Source organism: Pseudomonas tructae (assembly GCF_004214895.1).
In the GTDB taxonomy this organism is placed as follows: Bacteria; Pseudomonadota; Gammaproteobacteria; order Pseudomonadales; family Pseudomonadaceae; genus Aquipseudomonas; species Aquipseudomonas tructae.
On sequence record NZ_CP035952.1, the window covers coordinates 314611 to 331374 of the forward strand.

A 16764-nucleotide genomic window follows, 5' to 3' on the forward strand; every position below is an offset into this window, starting at 1 on the left:
CCGTCAAGGTCGAGCGGAAGAAAACTTTCTGTGAATAACTTTCCCACAAGAGTGGTTTATCCACACAACGAAAAAGGCCGACTTATGCACAATCCAGTCGGCCTTTCTGTTCAGCTGTGGGTAACTTAGCTCTTCTTGATTTTCTCCGGCCGCTTCCAGCCATCGATGTTGCGCTGACGTGCCCGACCGACCGCCAACTGCGCTGCTTCAACATTCTGGGTGATGGTCGAACCCGCTGCAGTGGTGGCGCCATCCAAAATATCCACAGGCGCGACCAGAGAGTTGTTCGAGCCGATGAACACATCTGCCCCCAGTACTGTCTTGAACTTGTTGGCGCCGTCGTAGTTGCAGGTGATGGTGCCAGCGCCGATGTTGGTACGCGCGCCTACCTCGGCATCGCCCAGGTAGGTCAGGTGACCGGCCTTGGCGCCTTCCCCCAGATGGGCGTTCTTGAGCTCGACAAAGTTACCCACATGGGCGCGGGCCTCGAGCACACTGCCTGGACGCAGGCGGGCAAACGGGCCGGCATCGCTGCCTTCGCCCATGATCGCGCCTTCCAGGTGGCTGTTGGCCTTGACCACCACGCCTTTGCGCAAAGTGCTGTTCTTGATCACGCAGTTCGGGCCGATGACCACGTCGTCTTCGATCACCACGCGTCCTTCGAGAATCACGTTGATATCGATCAGCACGTCGCGACCAACGGTTACGTCACCACGCACGTCGAAGCGCGCCGGGTCTCGCAAGGTCACACCCTGGGCCATCAGGCGACGGCCTTCACGCAGTTGATAGTGACGCTCAAGCTCAGCCAGCTGACGACGATCGTTGGCGCCCTGCACTTCCATCGGGTCCAGCGGCTGTTCGGTGGCGACCACCAGGCCATCGGCCACGGCCATGGCGATGACGTCGGTGAGGTAGTACTCACCCTGGGCATTGTTGTTCGACAGGCGGCCCAGCCAGTCTGCCAGGCGTGCGCCCGGGACAGCGAGAATGCCGGTGTTGCCTTCCTGGATGGCTTTCTGTGCGTCGCTGGCATCCTTGTGCTCGACGATCGCCGCCACCTGGCCCTGGCCATCGCGAACGATGCGGCCGTAGCCGGTCGGGTCATCCAGGGTCACGGTCAGCAGGCCAAGCTGCTGTGGCGTGACCTTGGCGAGCAAACGCTTGAGGGTATCGACTTCGATCAGTGGCACGTCGCCGTAGAGGATAAGCACGGTTTCAGCGCTCAGCGCCGGCAGGGCCTGGGCTACGGCATGGCCGGTACCCAGTTGCTTGTCCTGCAGAACAAAGTTCAGGTCATCGGCGGCCAGTCGCTCACGTACCAGCTCTGCACCGTGCCCGATCACCACATGGATGCCCAGTGGCTGAAGCTCGCGAGCGCTGTGGATAACATGACCGAGCATGGAGTCGCCGGCGACCGGGTGCAGTACCTTGGGCAGCGCCGAGCGCATGCGGGTACCTTGGCCGGCGGCGAGAATAACGATATCGAGAGACATTGACTGGCTACCAATCCTGGACGGTCAGCGCTGTGACCAAAAGAAGAAATTCGGAAAAAGAAAAAGGGTAGCCGAGGCTACCCTTTAACTCAATCGCAACAGCAGTGTCCGGCGAGTGCCAGATTACTTGCCTTTGCGCATTTGCTGGACGGTACGCAGTTGGGCTGCGGCCTCGGCCAGACGTGCGGCGGCGGCGCCGTAATCGAACTCCGCACCTTTTTCGTTCAGGGCGTTCTCAGCAGCCTTGAGGGCATCCTGAGCCTGAGCTTCGTCCAGGTCAGCAGCACGTTGCACGGTATCGGCAAGCACCTTGACCATGTTCGGCTGGACCTCGAGGAAACCACCAGAGATGTAGAACACCTCTTGGGCACCACCCTGCTTGGTCAGCGTGATCGGACCTGGCTTCAGATTAGTGATCAGCGGCGCGTGGCCTGGAGCGATACCAAGATCACCCAGGTTACCGTGCGCAACCACCATCTCGACCAGACCGGAGAAGATTTCTCCTTCCGCGCTGACGATATCGCAATGGACTGTCATAGCCATCTGCTTGCCTCAACCTGATTAGCGCCCCTTGCGGGGCGCCGGGATTACAGTTTCTTGGCTTTCTCGACGGCTTCTTCGATGCTGCCGACCATGTAGAACGCTTGTTCTGGCAGGTGGTCGTAGTCACCTTTGAGGATGCCGCTGAAGCCTGCAATGGTGTCTTTCAGGGAAACGTATTTGCCTGGAGAACCGGTGAAGACTTCGGCCACGAAGAACGGCTGGGACAGGAAGCGCTGAATCTTACGAGCGCGGGATACCAGCTGCTTGTCGGTTTCGGACAGTTCGTCCATACCCAGAATAGCAATGATGTCCTTCAGCTCTTTGTAGCGCTGCAGTACGTACTGAACGCCACGCGCGGTGTCGTAGTGCTCGTTGCCGATCACGTTCGGGTCCAGCTGACGCGAAGTCGAGTCCAGTGGATCGACCGCTGGGTAGATACCCAGGGAAGCGATGTCACGGGACAGTACGACGGTGGCGTCCAAGTGGGCGAAGGTGGTCGCTGGCGACGGGTCGGTCAGGTCGTCCGCAGGTACGTATACGGCCTGGATCGAGGTGATCGAACCTTCCTTGGTCGAAGTGATACGCTCTTGCAGAACGCCCATCTCTTCAGCCAGGGTCGGCTGGTAACCTACTGCCGAAGGCATACGGCCCAGCAGTGCGGATACTTCGGTACCGGCCAGGGTGTAACGATAGATGTTGTCGACGAACAGCAGAACGTCGTTACCTTCGTCACGGAACTTCTCAGCCATGGTCAGGCCGGTCAGCGCTACGCGCAGACGGTTTCCTGGTGGCTCGTTCATCTGGCCGTATACCAGAGCAACCTTGTCCAGTACGTTGGAATCCTTCATCTCGTGGTAGAAGTCGTTACCCTCACGAGTACGCTCACCCACACCGGCGAACACGGAATAACCGCTGTGCTCGATGGCGATGTTACGGATCAGTTCCATCATGTTTACGGTTTTGCCTACACCGGCACCACCGAACAGACCAACTTTACCACCCTTGGCGAACGGGCAAACCAGGTCGATAACCTTGATGCCGGTTTCCAGCAGGTCGTTGCCGCCTGCCTGGTCAGCGAACGAAGGTGCGTCGCGGTGGATACCCCAGCGCTCTTCTTCACCGATCGGGCCAGCTTCGTCGATCGGGTTGCCCAGTACGTCCATGATCCGGCCCAGGGTCGCTTTACCGACTGGAACGGAGATGGCTGCGCCGGTGTCTGCAACGTCCAGACCGCGCTTCAAGCCTTCGGTCGAGCCCATCGCAATGGTACGAACCACGCCGTCGCCCAGCTGCTGCTGAACTTCCAGGGTGGTTTCCGCGCCTTGTACTTTCAGCGCGTTGTAAACACTCGGAACGCTGTCACGTGGGAATTCCACGTCGATGACGGCGCCGATGATTTGAACGATACGTCCGCTACTCATAGCTGGATCCTCTGAATATTTGAACCGTTAAACCGCGGCAGCGCCGCCGACGATTTCCGAGATCTCTTGGGTGATCGCAGCCTGACGCGCCTTGTTGTAGATCAGCTGCAATTCGCTGATCAAATCACCGGCGTTGTCGGTGGCGTTCTTCATCGCGATCATCCGGGCAGCTTGTTCAGCTGCGTTGTTCTCGACCACCGCCTGGTAGACCTGCGACTCCACGTAACGCACCATCAGGCCGTCCAGCAGCTCTTTGGCGTCAGGTTCGTAGAGGTAGTCCCAGTGGTGCTTGAGTTCTTGATCCGGGGTTGCAACCAACGGAATCAACTGCTCGACCGTTGGGGCTTGCGTCATGGTATTGACGAACTTGTTCGATACCACGGACAGACGGTCGATACGACCATCCAGGTAAGCGTCCAGCATGACCTTGACGCTGCCGATCAGATCATTGATCGACGGCTCTTCGCCCAGGTGGCTGATCGCGGCAACGACGTTACCGCCGAAGCTGCGGAAAAACGCCGCACCCTTGCTGCCAACCACGCAAAGATCGATCTCGATACCTTGCTCGCGGTTGACCGCCATGTCCTTGACCAGGGCCTTGAACAGGTTGGTGTTCAAGCCACCGCACAAACCACGGTCACTGCTCACGACGACATAACCGACGCGCTTTACTTCGCGTTCGATCATGAAGGGGTGGCGGTATTCCGGGTTGGCGTTGGCCAGATGACCGATAACCTGGCGGATACGCTCCGCGTAAGGACGGCTAGCAGCCATGCGCATTTGTGCCTTGCGCATTTTACTGACCGCCACTTTTTCCATGGCGCTGGTAATTTTTTGCGTGCTTTTGATGCTCGCAATCTTACTGCGAATCTCTTTTGCGCCTGCCATGTAACACCTATCAGGTTAGCAAGCGGGGGCCGCAAAGCCCCCACTGCGGCTTACCAGGTTTGGGTGGCCTTGAACTTCTCGATACCGGCTTTGATGCCAGCGTCGATTTCGTCGTTGAAGTCACCCTTCACGTTGATCTTCGCCATCAGTTCGGCGTGATCACGGTTGAAGTAAGCGATCAGCGCTTGCTCGAAGCTGCCGATCTTGGTGATTTCAACGTCGGTCAGGAACCCACGCTCAGCGGCATACAGCGACAGCGCCATGTCCGCGATGGACATTGGAGCGTATTGCTTCTGCTTCATCAGCTCGGTAACACGTTGACCGTGCTCGAGTTGCTTACGGGTGGCTTCGTCCAGGTCAGAAGCGAACTGGGCGAATGCCGCCAGTTCACGGTACTGAGCCAGAGCGGTACGGATACCACCGGAAAGCTTCTTGATGATCTTGGTCTGAGCGGCACCACCCACACGCGATACCGAAACACCGGCGTTCACTGCAGGGCGGATGCCCGAGTTGAACATGGCCGATTCCAGGAAGATCTGACCGTCGGTGATGGAAATCACGTTGGTCGGAACGAACGCGGAAACGTCGCCAGCCTGGGTTTCGATGATCGGCAGTGCGGTCAGGGAACCGGTCTTGCCAGTTACAGCACCGTTGGTGAACTTCTCGACGTACTCTTCGGAAACGCGCGATGCACGCTCCAGCAGACGGGAGTGGAGATAGAACACGTCACCTGGGTACGCTTCACGTCCTGGTGGACGGCGCAGCAGCAGGGAGATCTGACGGTAGGCAACGGCCTGCTTGGACAGGTCATCGTATACGATCAGCGCGTCTTCACCGCGGTCACGGAAGAACTCGCCCATGGTGCAACCGGCGTATGGCGCCAGGAATTGCAGTGCGGCGGATTCCGAAGCACTGGCAACCACCACGATGGTGTTGGCCAGGGCGCCGTTTTCTTCCAGCTTGCGAACGATGTTGGCAACGGTGGAACGCTTCTGGCCGACAGCAACATAAACACAGAAAATACCGGAGTCTTTCTGGTTGATGATGGCGTCGATGGCCATGGCGGTCTTACCGATCTGACGGTCACCGATGATCAGCTCACGCTGACCACGGCCGACCGGGATCATGGCGTCGACAGATTTGTAGCCAGTCTGTACAGGCTGGTCTACCGACTTACGCCAGATCACGCCCGGAGCAACTTTCTCGACCGCATCGGTCTCGGTGTTGCCCAGTGGGCCTTTGCCGTCGATTGGATTGCCCAGTGCGTCAACAACGCGACCCAGCAGTTCCTTACCAACAGGAACTTCGAGGATGCGGCCGGTGCACTTGGCGCTCATGCCTTCAGCGAGGGTGTCGTAGGCGCCCAGTACTACCGCACCAACGGAGTCTTGCTCCAGGTTGAGGGCCATACCGAACACGCCACCTGGAAACTCGATCATTTCGCCGTACATAACGTCGGCCAGACCGTGAATCCGCACGATACCGTCAGAAACGCTGACGACAGTACCCTCGTTGCGGGCTTGGGAGGTCACGTCGAGTTTCTCGATGCGACCCTTGATGATTTCACTAATTTCGGAAGGATTGAGTTGCTGCATTGCTCTGCTGCCCCTTCAAACTCAAGATTTCAATGCTTCGGCCAGTTTCGCGATTTTGCCGCGAACCGAGCCATCGATTACCAGGTCGCCGGCGCGGATCACGACACCACCGATAAGGGTGGCATCCTCCGTCGCATGCAGGCGCACTTCCCGGCTGAGCCGTGCACTGAGAACCTTGGCGAGTTTGTCTTGCTGTTCTTGGTTCAACGCAAAAGCACTGGTGACTTCCACGTCCACGGATTTCTCTTGTTCAGCCTTGTACAGGTCGAACAATGCCGAAATCTCCGGCAAAAGCAGGAGACGGCCATTTTCCGCGGCAACATGAATGAAATTCTGTGCCTGTGCATCGAACTTGTCACCGCACACGTCAATAAACGCGGCGGCCTTTTCTGCGCTCGTCAGTCGCGGGGCCTTGAGCAGGCGCTGCACTGTGTCGTCTTCCGACACTGCAGCAGCCAGGCCGAGCATGGCTGACCAATTGGCCAGTTGCTGATGGGCCTGGGCGTGCTCAAAGGCCGCCTTAGCGTAAGGTCGGGCCAACGTGGTCAGTTCTGCCATGATCGCCCTCGCTTAAATTTCAGCGGCCAGTTTATTAACCAGCTCCGCATGCGCGTTTTGATCGATTGTGGCACCAAGGATCTTTTCAGCACCGCCGACAGCCAGCAGACCCACTTGGGCACGCAGGGCGTCTTTGACACCGTTAATTTCCTGTTCGATCTCGGCTTGAGCCTGAGCCTTCACACGGTCAGCTTCGACGCGGGCCTGATCACGGGCTTCCTCGACGATCTGAGCACCGCGCTTCTTGGCTTGCTCAATGATTTCGGCTGCCTGAGCTTTCGCTTCGCGCAGTTGCTGACCCGCTTTGTCTTGGGCCAACTCCAGGTCGCGAGCTGCTCGGTTGGCAGCGTCCAGACCATCCGCGATCTTCTTCTGACGTTCTTGCAATGCCGCGATGACCGGAGGCCACACGAACTTCATGCAGAACAGCACAAAAATGAAGAACGCAACGGACTGACCAATCAGGGTTGCATTAATGTTCACGCCAACACCTCGCTCGTTCTTTGTCCATCACACCAAACCACTCGAGAATTCGAGTGATTAGCCGGCGATTTGACCAACGAAAGGATTAGCGAAGGTGAAGAACAGAGCGATACCAACACCGATCATGGTTACGGCGTCGAGCAGACCGGCAACGATGAACATTTTAACTTGCAGCATTGGCACCATCTCTGGCTGGCGAGCAGCGCCTTCCAGGAACTTGCCGCCCAGCAGGCCGAAACCAATGGCGGTACCCAGAGCACCCAGGCCGATCAGCAGAGCAACAGCGATAGCGGTAAGACCAACTACAGTTTCCATCTTTCCTCCCGACTTTTACGTCGTATTGGTTAGGTTTTTTAGTTTGAAGCGGTAAAACAAAATCGTTTGGTACAGCGGCCCTTGCGGACTTTTTCGACCCTCCCCCGTACTGGCGAGAGGGTCATCAGACACGCCAGGCGGTCTTAATGGTTATCTTCGTGAGCCATCGACAGGTAGACGATGGTAAGCATCATGAAGATGAACGCTTGCAGGGTGATGATCAGGATGTGGAACACAGCCCACGCCCACTGCAGCACCACGCCCAGGCCACTGAGCCAGAGCAGGCCGCTGCCGAACATCACGGCAATCAGGATGAATACCAGCTCGCCGGCGTACATGTTGCCGAACAGACGCAGGGCCAGCGAGATAGGCTTGGCGATCAAGGTCACGAATTCGAGCAGGAAGTTGACCGGAATCAGCAGGATCTGAACGAAGATGTTCTTGCTGCCGAACGGGTGCAGGGTCAGCTCACCGAGGAAACCGCCGATGCCCTTGACCTTGATGCTGTAGAAAATGATCAGGGCGAACACGCTGAAGGCCATGGCCAGGGTCGCGTTCGGGTCGGTGGTCGACACGGCACGGAACGGAATGTGCGGATCACCGGAGATCAGGATGGCCAGCTGCGGAATCCAGTCGACCGGGATCAGGTCGATGGCGTTCATCAGGAAGACCCAGACGAAAATGGTCAGCGCCAGTGGGGCGATCACCGGGCTGCGGCCATGGAAGCTGTCCTTGACGCTGCCGTCGACGAACTCAACCAGCACTTCTACGAAGTTCTGCAGACCGCCAGGCTGGCCGGAAGTCGCCTTCTTGGCTGCCATGCGGAACAGGAATACGAAAAGCAGACCCAGCGCGACCGACCACCCCAGGGTGTCCAGGTGGAACGCCCAGAAGCCCATTGCCTTGGCTTCTGCTGCGGAATGGGCAAAGCCCCAACCGCCGTCTGGTAGTTGACCGAAGGTCAGGTTCTGCAAGTGGTGCTGGATATAGCCCGAAGCGGTTTCTGCTGCCATGGTTGCCTCAAACGCCCTAAGGTCTCGAAAGTCTTATATTCATCAGCAGGGGCGCGAACCAGCTGACCAACTGGGTCAGCAGAAAGACACCGAAGACTGCTAACGGCGCCAATGGCTTCACTCCTGCAAACGTCAGCGCAAAAAGCACTGCCGTCAAAATCAATTTGCCTGCCTCGCCAGCGTAGAACGACTTGACGATGGCCTGCGCTGCCCTGGCTCCTGTGTAACGAAAAGCCTTCCAGGCGAAATACACATTTGGCAGCCAGGCAATCAGCCCTCCACAGAGTGCCGAATATCCACTGACCGCCCCGTGCCACTGCCACAACGCCAAAGTTGCCAACAGAAACACGACACACTGAGCCAACAGTACCGGAAAAACCGCCCAGCGATGGAAAGGCAAGCGGTTTGGCGTGCGGGTTTCCATCACAACTGCTCCTCGAAAGTCGACCAACCAGTCAGCTATGACTTGGCATAATTTGTGCCGACAAAATGCGCGCAGAGTATAGGGGCGGTTTAACCCCTATTCAACTGCCGGGTAGTGATTTCCGACTACGCGCTACAAAAGGAATTGTTTCAGCGGATGTGAGCAAGGACACCTTGCAACTCATCTAGTGAGTTGTAACGAATAACTAACTGGCCCTTGCCCTTGTTACCGTGACGGATCTGTACGGCCGAGCCCAGACGCTCTGCCAGACGCTGTTCAAGGCGTGTGATGTCCGGGTCCGGCTTGGCAGGTTCTACCGGCTCGGGCTTGCCATTGAGCCACTGGCGTACCAGTGCTTCAGTCTGGCGCACGGTCAGGCCGCGTGCGACAACGTGACGCGCCCCGTCAACCTGCTGATCATCCGGCAATCCGAGCAATGCCCGGGCGTGGCCCATCTCCAGATCGCCGTGGGACAACATGGTCTTGATCACGTCCGGCAACGAGATCAGGCGCAGCAGGTTGGCCACGGTTACCCGCGACTTGCCCACAGCATCGGCGACCTGTTGCTGGGTTAGCTGAAATTCCTGCTGCAGGCGCTGCAGGGCAATGGCCTCTTCCACCGGATTGAGGTCTTCGCGCTGGATGTTCTCGATCAGGGCCATGGCGATGGCCGCTTCATCCGGCACATCGCGGACCATCGCCGGGATGGTCTCCAGGCCAGCCTGCTGACTGGCGCGCCAGCGGCGCTCACCGGCGATGATCTCAAAGCGGTCGTCAGCGATCGGGCGGACCACGATCGGCTGCATCACGCCCTGGCTCTTGATCGAGAGGGCGAGTTCTTCCAGTGCCTGCGGGTCCATGTCCCGGCGCGGCTGGTACTTGCCGCGCTGGATCAGATCGAGCGGCAGGTGTTGCAGTTCCTTCTGGTCGACCTGGACAGCCTGCTCTTCGAGCGCGCTGACGGTCGGACCACTGAGCAGTGCATCCAACCCACGTCCGAGACCCCGTTTCTTAACGGCCATGCGGATTCCTTAAGTTGTTTGTGCAGTGCGGGTTTGACGGCGTTGGCGTCGCACCAGTTCCCCGGCCAGGGCCAGGTACGCCAGGGCGCCACGTGATTGCTTGTCGTACGCCAGGGCCGGCATGCCGAAGCTCGGGGCCTCGGCCAGGCGGATGTTGCGCGGAATCACGGTGTCGTACAGCTGATCGCCGAAGTGTTCCTTGAGCTGGGCGGAAACATCGTTGATCAGGCTCAGGCGCGGGTCGTACATGGTTCGCAGCAGGCCTTCGACCTTGAGCTGCGGGTTCAACCGCTCGCCGATTCGCTTGATGTTATCCACAAGGTCACTCAAGCCTTCCAGGGCAAAGTATTCACATTGCATTGGAATGATCACGCCATCGGCGGCAACCAGGGCGTTGAGGGTCAGCATCGACAGCGACGGCGGGCAGTCGATCAGGATGTAGTCGTAGTTCTCGCGGATCGGCGCCAGTGCGGTACGCAGGCGACTCTCCTTCATCTGCATTTCCAGCAGCACCACTTCGGCAGCGGTCAGGTCGCGGTTGGCCGGCAGCAGCTGATAGCCGCCGTGCTCGGAGAAGTGCATGGCCTGGGCCAGATCGCATTCGCCGATCAACAGGTCATAGACCGAATGTTCCAGGACGTGTTTATCCACACCGCTACCCATGGTGGCGTTGCCCTGTGGATCGAGATCGATCAGCAGCACGCGGCGCTTGGTTGCCACCAGCGATGCTGCGAGATTGATACAGGTGGTGGTTTTACCCACACCACCCTTCTGGTTCGCGATTGCGAATACCTTAGCCATTCTTGCTTGTGTTCCCAGTCATGCCGTGCGGCGCAGTATCAGCAGATGGCGTTGGCCTTGGCAACCCGGAACGGTCAAGGCCTGCTCGCTATCCACTCTGAAATCTGCCGGCAATGCTACCAGCTCATCGGCAGGATGCAGCCCTTTCATTGCCAGCCACTGCGTCTGGGCGTCACCGAGGTGGCGCGTCCAGTTGGTGAAGTTCTCCATGCTGCTGAAAGCACGGGAAACAATTCCGGTGAAAGGCAGCTCCGGTTGGAACTCCTCTACCCGCTTGTGGATAACTGTGAGGTTATCCAGCTTGAGCTCCAGCTTTACCTGGGTCAGGAAACGGGTTTTCTTGCCGTTGCTGTCGAGCACCGTGACTTGCTTCTCCGGATGCAGGATAGCCAAAGGAATACCGGGCATGCCACCGCCGCTGCCAACATCCAGCCAGCGCTCGCTGTGGATAAACGGCATGACGCTGAGACTGTCGAGCAGGTGGCGGGAAACCATCTCGTCCGGATTGCGCACAGCGGTCAGGTTGTAGGCCTTGTTCCACTTGATCAGCAAGGCCAGGTAGGCCAGCAGTTGTGCCTGCTGGGCCTCGCTCAGCTCGACACCGAGCTTGCGGGCGCCTGTGGACAACTCTTCGGCGTGTTGAGGGGTGACCTGAGAACTCAAGCGCTTTGCTCCAACTCGCGGCTTGCGCCGCGTTTTTTCAGATGAATCAGCAACAGGGAAATCGCCGCCGGGGTCACGCCGGGGATACGCGAAGCCTGACCCAGTGTCTCGGGCCGGGTCTGACCGAGCTTGCCCTGGATTTCCTTGGATAACCCGGAAATACCGCTGTAATCGATATCGTCGGGCAGGCGGGTATCTTCGCTGGCGCGCAGCCGGGCGATTTCTTCCTGTTGCCGGTCGATATAACCGGCGTATTTGGTCTTGATCTCAACCTGTTCGGCCACTTGCGGGTCGATCTCGGCGCCGCCGGTGACCGACATCAGACCGGCGTAATCGATTTCCGGACGAGTCAACAGGTTGAGCAAGTTGTATTCGTGGCTCAGCGGTGTGCCGAACTTCTCGGCAATGGCCTGGCCTTGTGCAGTGTCCGGGCGGACCCAGGTGGATTTCAGACGCTGCTCTTCCACGGCAATGCTTTCGCGCTTGGCGCTGAACGCGGCCCAGCGCTCGTCGTCGACCAGGCCCAGCTCGCGACCTTTTTCGGTCAGGCGCAGGTCGGCGTTGTCTTCACGCAGGATCAGGCGGTACTCGGCCCGCGAGGTGAACATGCGGTACGGCTCCTGGGTCCCCAGGGTAATCAGGTCGTCAACCAGCACGCCGATGTACGCCTCGTCGCGACGCGGGCACCAGCTTTCACGGCCCTGCGCACGCAGTGCCGCGTTGGTACCGGCAAGCAGGCCTTGCGCACCGGCTTCTTCGTAGCCCGTGGTGCCGTTGATCTGACCTGCGAAGAACAACCCGCCAATGACCTTGGTTTCCAGGCTGTACTTGAGGTCCCGCGGATCGAAATAGTCGTACTCGATGGCGTAGCCAGGACGCACGATGTGGGCGTTTTCCATGCCGCGGATCGAACGCACGATCTGCAACTGCACATCGAACGGCAAGGATGTGGATATCCCGTTCGGGTACAGCTCGTGGGTGTTCAGGCCTTCGGGCTCGATGAACACCTGGTGGCTTTGCTTGTCGGCAAAGCGGTGGATCTTGTCTTCGATCGACGGGCAGTAGCGCGGGCCAATGCCTTCGATTACCCCGGAGTACATCGGCGAACGGTCGAGGTTCGACGCGATGATCTCGTGGGTACGGGCGTTGGTGTGGGTAATCCAGCAACTGACCTGACGCGGATGCTGCTCCTTGGAGCCCATGAACGACATCACCGGGATCGGGGTGTCACCGGGTTGCTCGGTCATGACCGAGAAATCCACCGAGCGACCATCGATACGTGGCGGTGTGCCGGTTTTCAGGCGACCGACGCGCAGTGGCAGTTCACGCAGGCGACGTGCCAGGGCAATCGACGGCGGATCGCCGGCGCGGCCACCAGAGTAATTCTGCAAACCGATGTGGATAAGTCCGCCGAGGAAGGTTCCGGTGGTCAGTACCACGGAGTCTGCGAGAAAACGCAGACCCATTTGGGTTACCACACCGCGTACCTGGTCCTGCTCGACGATCAGGTCGTCGCACGACTGCTGGAATATCCACAGGTTGGGCTGGTTCTCAAGAATCTCGCGCACCACCGATTTGTAGATGGCGCGGTCGGCCTGGGCACGAGTTGCGCGCACTGCCGGACCTTTGCGGTTGTTCAAAACACGGAATTGGATACCGCTCTTGTCAGTGGCCAGTGCCATGGCACCGCCGAGCGCATCGATTTCCTTGACCAGGTGGCTCTTGCCGATGCCACCGATGGCCGGGTTGCAACTCATATGACCGAGGGTTTCCACGTTGTGGGTCAGCAGCAGGGTTTTCACACCCATGCGTGCAGACGCAAGCGCAGCCTCGGTACCGGCATGGCCGCCGCCGATGACGATCACTTCAAAACGGGAAGGGAAATCCACCACGCACCTCGTGCCTGTTTCGGGAATAGATAGGGATAACGCACAAGTATAGGGACTTACCCCCCTCTAAAGGAACCTTTTGCACAAAATTTAACCAGGCTGTGGATGAATGGCGAGTAATAGAAATTAAAAGAGAGAAATTTATTAAAGCTTTGTTTTTATGTTTATTCTTAGTCAAGCACCTTTCTGTGGATAAGGTGCTACAGGCCTTTATTTACCTTGTGTACAGAGATTCAAAACCCTGTGGTCTACCAGGGATGAGCGTTCTGGATAAGCGCTTTAAGCCTGTGGATTAAATGACCAGTTACCCACAGGGGGAGTTATCTCCAGCCTTGAAGGCCAGTTATCAACGGAGCTGAAGGTGGGTTTTCCACAGGGCTTATTTCAGCGAAATGTGGATAGACGCGCAGGAATTAGCGCAGCACAACAGCTATGGCTGTACTGACCAGGAGAGGGGATTGGAGAAATTGGCTGCTGCAGCCGGGCCCATTGCAGGCCCGACTGTGGATCGGGACGCTTACTTACCGATACAGAAGCTAGAGAAGATTCGACCCAGGAGATCATCGGAACTAAATGCACCGGTGATTTCACCCAGGGCTTGTTGAGCCTGACGCAGATCCTCTGCCAGCAGTTCACCGGCTCCGGCAAGGGTCAGTTGGGCACGACCGTGCTCCAGGTGCGCACTGGCCTGATTCAGGGCCTCCAGGTGGCGTCTGCGGGCGCTGAAGCTGCTTTCGGCAGTCTGTTCATAACCCATGCAGGCCTTCAGGTGCTCGCGCAGCAGCTCAAGGCCCATGTCAGTGTCCTTGGCGCTGAGGGTAATGGTGACGTGGCCATCTTCACTCTGTTCCATGGCAATGGCTTCGCCACTCAGGTCTGCCTTGTTACGAATCAGCGTGACCTTGGCCGGGTCCGGCCGCAGATCGAGGAACTCCGGCCACAGGGCAAACGGATCACTGGCTTCAGGCGCCGTGGAGTCGACCACCAGCAACACCCGATCCGCCTCGTTGATGGCCTTGAGTGCGCGTTCCACGCCGATCTTTTCCACATGATCATCGGTATCGCGCAACCCGGCAGTGTCGACGACGTGCAGCGGCATGCCGTCGATGTGGATATGTTCGCGCAGGATGTCCCGGGTGGTACCGGCGATATCGGTGACAATCGCTGCCTCACGGCCGGCCAGCACATTAAGCAGGCTCGACTTGCCGGCATTTGGCCGACCGGCAATCACCACAGTCATGCCGTCACGTAGCAAGGCGCCCTGCCCGGCTTCACGCTGCACTGTGGATAAATTGTTGCGCACTTCATCGAGCATGCTCAGCACGTGACCGTCGGCGAGAAAGTCGATTTCTTCCTCGGGGAAGTCGATCGCCGCTTCCACGTAGATACGCAGGCTGATCAGTTTCTCGGTGAGGTTATCCACACGACGGGAAAATTCGCCCTGCAGCGAGCGCAAGGCATTGCGCGCCGCCTGTGCGGAACTGGCTTCGATCAGGTCGGCGATGGCCTCGGCCTGCGCCAGGTCGAGCTTGTCGTTGAGGAACGCCCGCTCGCTGAATTCACCCGGGCGCGCCAGGCGACACCCCAGTTGTACACAGCGCTGCAGGAGCATATCGAGCACCACCGGGCCACCGTGGCCCTGCAGTTCCAGCACGTCTTCGCCGGTGAAGGAGTTCGGCCCGGGGAAGAACAGCGCAATGCCCTCATCCAGCACCAGGCCATCTTCAGCGCGGAACGGACCGTAGTGGGCGTGCCGCGGTGTCAGCGTTTTTCCACAGATGGCCAACCCGGCTTGTTTGGCCAGAGGGCCGGATAGCCGCACGATCCCCACTCCCCCACGTCCCTGGGCGGTAGCGATGGCGGCAATGGTTTCACGCACAGTGTTCATGTTCGACGGTCTCACGACAAAAACGACAGATAGCAAAACGCCCCACGAGGGGGCGTTTATCCACAGGTTAGCTGGCTAACCCGTTAAGCGGCGGCTTTCTTGGCAGCCTTTTCGATACCGCGGGTGATGTACCACTGCTGTGCGATCGACAAGCAGTTGTTCACAACCCAGTACAGCACCAGACCTGCAGGGAACCACAGGAAGAAGAAGGTGAAGATGATCGGCATCAGCTTCATCACCTTGGCCTGCATCGGATCCGGCGGAGTCGGGTTCAACTGCTGCTGGATGAACATGGTCGCGCCCATGATGATCGGCAGGATGAAGAACGGATCCTTGATCGACAGGTCAGTGATCCAGAACATCCATGGCGCCTGACGCATCTCGACGCTTTCCAGCAGAACCCAGTACAGCGAAAGGAAGACCGGCATCTGGACCAGGATCGGCAGGCAGCCACCCAACGGGTTGATCTTCTCTTTCTTGTACAGCTCCATCATGGCTTGCGACATTTTCTGCCGGTCATCGCCATGTTGTTCTTTGAGTGCTGCCAGTTTCGGCGCGACGGCACGCATGCGCGCCATCGAACGGTAGCTGGCGGCCGACAGCGGGAAGAACAGCGCCTTGATCAGCATGGTCAGAACGATGATCGACCAGCCCCAGTTACCGAGCAGGCTGTGGATATGTTGCAGCAACCAGAAAATTGGCTGGGCAATGAACCACAGGATACCGTAGTCGACGGTCAGTTCCAGACCTGGGGACAACTCCTTGAGTCGCTCCTGGATCTTGGGACCGGCATACAGCATGGTGCTGGTTTCGGCTTGGGCGCCAGCGGCGACGTTCAGTGCCGGGCCGGTGAAACCGATGATGTAGTTGCCTTGGCTGTCCTTGCGGGTCTGAACGATGTTGTTTTCAGACTTGTTTGGAATCCAGGCAGTTACAAAGTAGTGCTGCAGCCAGGCTACCCAGCCGCCGGTAACATTTTCTTTCAGATTTCCCTTGTCGATGTCTTTCATCGACACTTTTTTGTAGGGCTCCGAACTTGTCCACAGGGCCGCACCGAGATAGGTCGCAGTACCGGTTGCGGTGCTCGAGGACGGATCCGAGCTGGCATCGCGCTTGAGCTGTGCAAACAGGTTACCGGTCCAGGGCTGTGCGCTCTGGTTGTCGATCAGGTAGGTGACGGTCAGGTCGTACTCACCGCGCTTGAAGCTGAAGCGCTTGATGTAGTTGACGCCGGCATCGCTGAACTTCAGGTCGACGATCAGTTGATCCTGACCATCGGCCAGTTGATAACTTTTCTGATCAGCGGCGTACAGCGGACGGCCAGACGAACGTGCATCGGGTCCGTTGACACCGGTCAGACCGCTCTGAGCCAGGTAAGTACGCTCACCACCGTTGTCGAACAACTGGAACGGAATGTCCGGATGGTCTTGACGACGTGGGTATTTCGGCAGCATCAGCTGAGCGATGTCGCCACCGTTTGGATCGATAGCCAGGTCGAGGACATCAGTCTTGACCCGAATCAGGTCCTTGCTGACCACTACCGGGGCAAGTTCTGCTGGGCTGGATTCAGCGTTGGCGCTCGGTACATCGGCGCTGGCGCCAGTGTTACCGGCCTGCGCGGTGTCCGGCAGGGCCGGGGCAACGTTGCTGGCAGCAGTATTCTGAGTCGGCAGGGCAGCCTGGCCATAGTCCTGGTTCCAGTTAAGGACCATGACGTAGGACACGATTGCCAGGGCCGCGATCAGGATCGTGCGTTTAATATCCATGA

At 58.4% G+C, this 16764-nt stretch carries 16 protein-coding genes; all 16 read right to left on the minus strand.

Translation table 11 applies throughout. From position 1 onward, the window contains the following. Positions 1-125: 125 nt before the first annotated feature. The 16 genes from glmU to yidC all read right to left on the minus strand — a co-directional run bounded on the left by glmU (position 126) and on the right by yidC (position 16762). Positions 126-1493, minus strand: a complete 1368-nt coding sequence (glmU, locus tag EXN22_RS01490) for a bifunctional UDP-N-acetylglucosamine diphosphorylase/glucosamine-1-phosphate N-acetyltransferase GlmU (protein WP_130262131.1) — start codon at positions 1491-1493, stop codon at positions 126-128. A 123-nt stretch (positions 1494-1616) separates the two neighbouring features. Next, positions 1617-2036, minus strand: a complete 420-nt coding sequence (locus tag EXN22_RS01495) for a F0F1 ATP synthase subunit epsilon (protein ID WP_028942548.1) — start codon at positions 2034-2036, stop codon at positions 1617-1619. Positions 2037-2080: 44 nt separating this feature from the next. Then, on the minus strand, positions 2081-3457 hold the full coding sequence (atpD, locus tag EXN22_RS01500; RefSeq protein WP_130262132.1) for a F0F1 ATP synthase subunit beta: 1377 nt from the start codon (positions 3455-3457) through the stop codon (positions 2081-2083). A gap of 27 nt (positions 3458-3484) precedes the next feature. Continuing rightward, positions 3485-4345 carry a F0F1 ATP synthase subunit gamma gene (atpG, locus tag EXN22_RS01505; protein ID WP_038997915.1) on the minus strand — a complete coding sequence of 287 codons (861 nt, stop codon included), beginning with the start codon at positions 4343-4345 and terminating at the stop codon, positions 3485-3487. Positions 4346-4395: 50 nt separating this feature from the next. Continuing rightward, positions 4396-5940, minus strand: a complete 1545-nt coding sequence (gene atpA / locus EXN22_RS01510; protein WP_130262133.1) for a F0F1 ATP synthase subunit alpha — start codon at positions 5938-5940, stop codon at positions 4396-4398. A 21-nt stretch (positions 5941-5961) separates the two neighbouring features. Then, positions 5962-6498, minus strand: coding sequence for a F0F1 ATP synthase subunit delta (locus EXN22_RS01515; RefSeq protein ID WP_130262134.1), 537 nt, complete (start codon positions 6496-6498; stop codon positions 5962-5964). A gap of 12 nt (positions 6499-6510) precedes the next feature. Beyond that, positions 6511-6981, minus strand: coding sequence for a F0F1 ATP synthase subunit B (locus EXN22_RS01520; RefSeq protein WP_010222733.1), 471 nt, complete (start codon positions 6979-6981; stop codon positions 6511-6513). Positions 6982-7038: 57 nt separating this feature from the next. After that, a complete protein-coding gene (gene atpE, locus EXN22_RS01525; RefSeq protein ID WP_003097235.1) occupies positions 7039-7296 on the minus strand; it encodes a F0F1 ATP synthase subunit C in 258 nt (85 codons plus the stop codon). 143 nt (positions 7297-7439) lie between these two features. Then, positions 7440-8309: a F0F1 ATP synthase subunit A gene (atpB, locus tag EXN22_RS01530; RefSeq protein WP_010222723.1), complete on the minus strand. Its 870-nt coding sequence runs from the start codon at positions 8307-8309 to the stop codon at positions 7440-7442. Positions 8310-8325: 16 nt separating this feature from the next. Next, positions 8326-8733 (minus strand): F0F1 ATP synthase subunit I, encoded by a 408-nt coding sequence (locus EXN22_RS01535; RefSeq protein WP_010222722.1) that lies wholly within the window; start codon positions 8731-8733, stop codon positions 8326-8328. A 149-nt stretch (positions 8734-8882) separates the two neighbouring features. Beyond that, entirely contained in the window at positions 8883-9755 is an 873-nt protein-coding gene (locus EXN22_RS01540; RefSeq protein WP_130262135.1) for a ParB/RepB/Spo0J family partition protein, read from the minus strand. Positions 9756-9764: 9 nt separating this feature from the next. After that, entirely contained in the window at positions 9765-10556 is a 792-nt protein-coding gene (locus tag EXN22_RS01545; protein WP_010222720.1) for a ParA family protein, read from the minus strand. 18 nt (positions 10557-10574) lie between these two features. After that, positions 10575-11219, minus strand: a complete 645-nt coding sequence (rsmG, locus tag EXN22_RS01550; protein WP_130262136.1) for a 16S rRNA (guanine(527)-N(7))-methyltransferase RsmG — start codon at positions 11217-11219, stop codon at positions 10575-10577. Beyond that, positions 11216-13108, minus strand: a complete 1893-nt coding sequence (gene mnmG, locus EXN22_RS01555) for a tRNA uridine-5-carboxymethylaminomethyl(34) synthesis enzyme MnmG (protein ID WP_130262137.1) — start codon at positions 13106-13108, stop codon at positions 11216-11218. The genes rsmG and mnmG overlap by 4 nt, the downstream gene beginning before the upstream one ends. 517 nt (positions 13109-13625) lie before the next feature. Beyond that, on the minus strand, positions 13626-14996 hold the full coding sequence (mnmE, locus tag EXN22_RS01560) for a tRNA uridine-5-carboxymethylaminomethyl(34) synthesis GTPase MnmE (RefSeq protein WP_130262138.1): 1371 nt from the start codon (positions 14994-14996) through the stop codon (positions 13626-13628). Positions 14997-15079: 83 nt separating this feature from the next. Then, positions 15080-16762, minus strand: coding sequence for a membrane protein insertase YidC (gene yidC / locus EXN22_RS01565; protein WP_130262139.1), 1683 nt, complete (start codon positions 16760-16762; stop codon positions 15080-15082). Positions 16763-16764 lie beyond the last annotated feature (2 nt).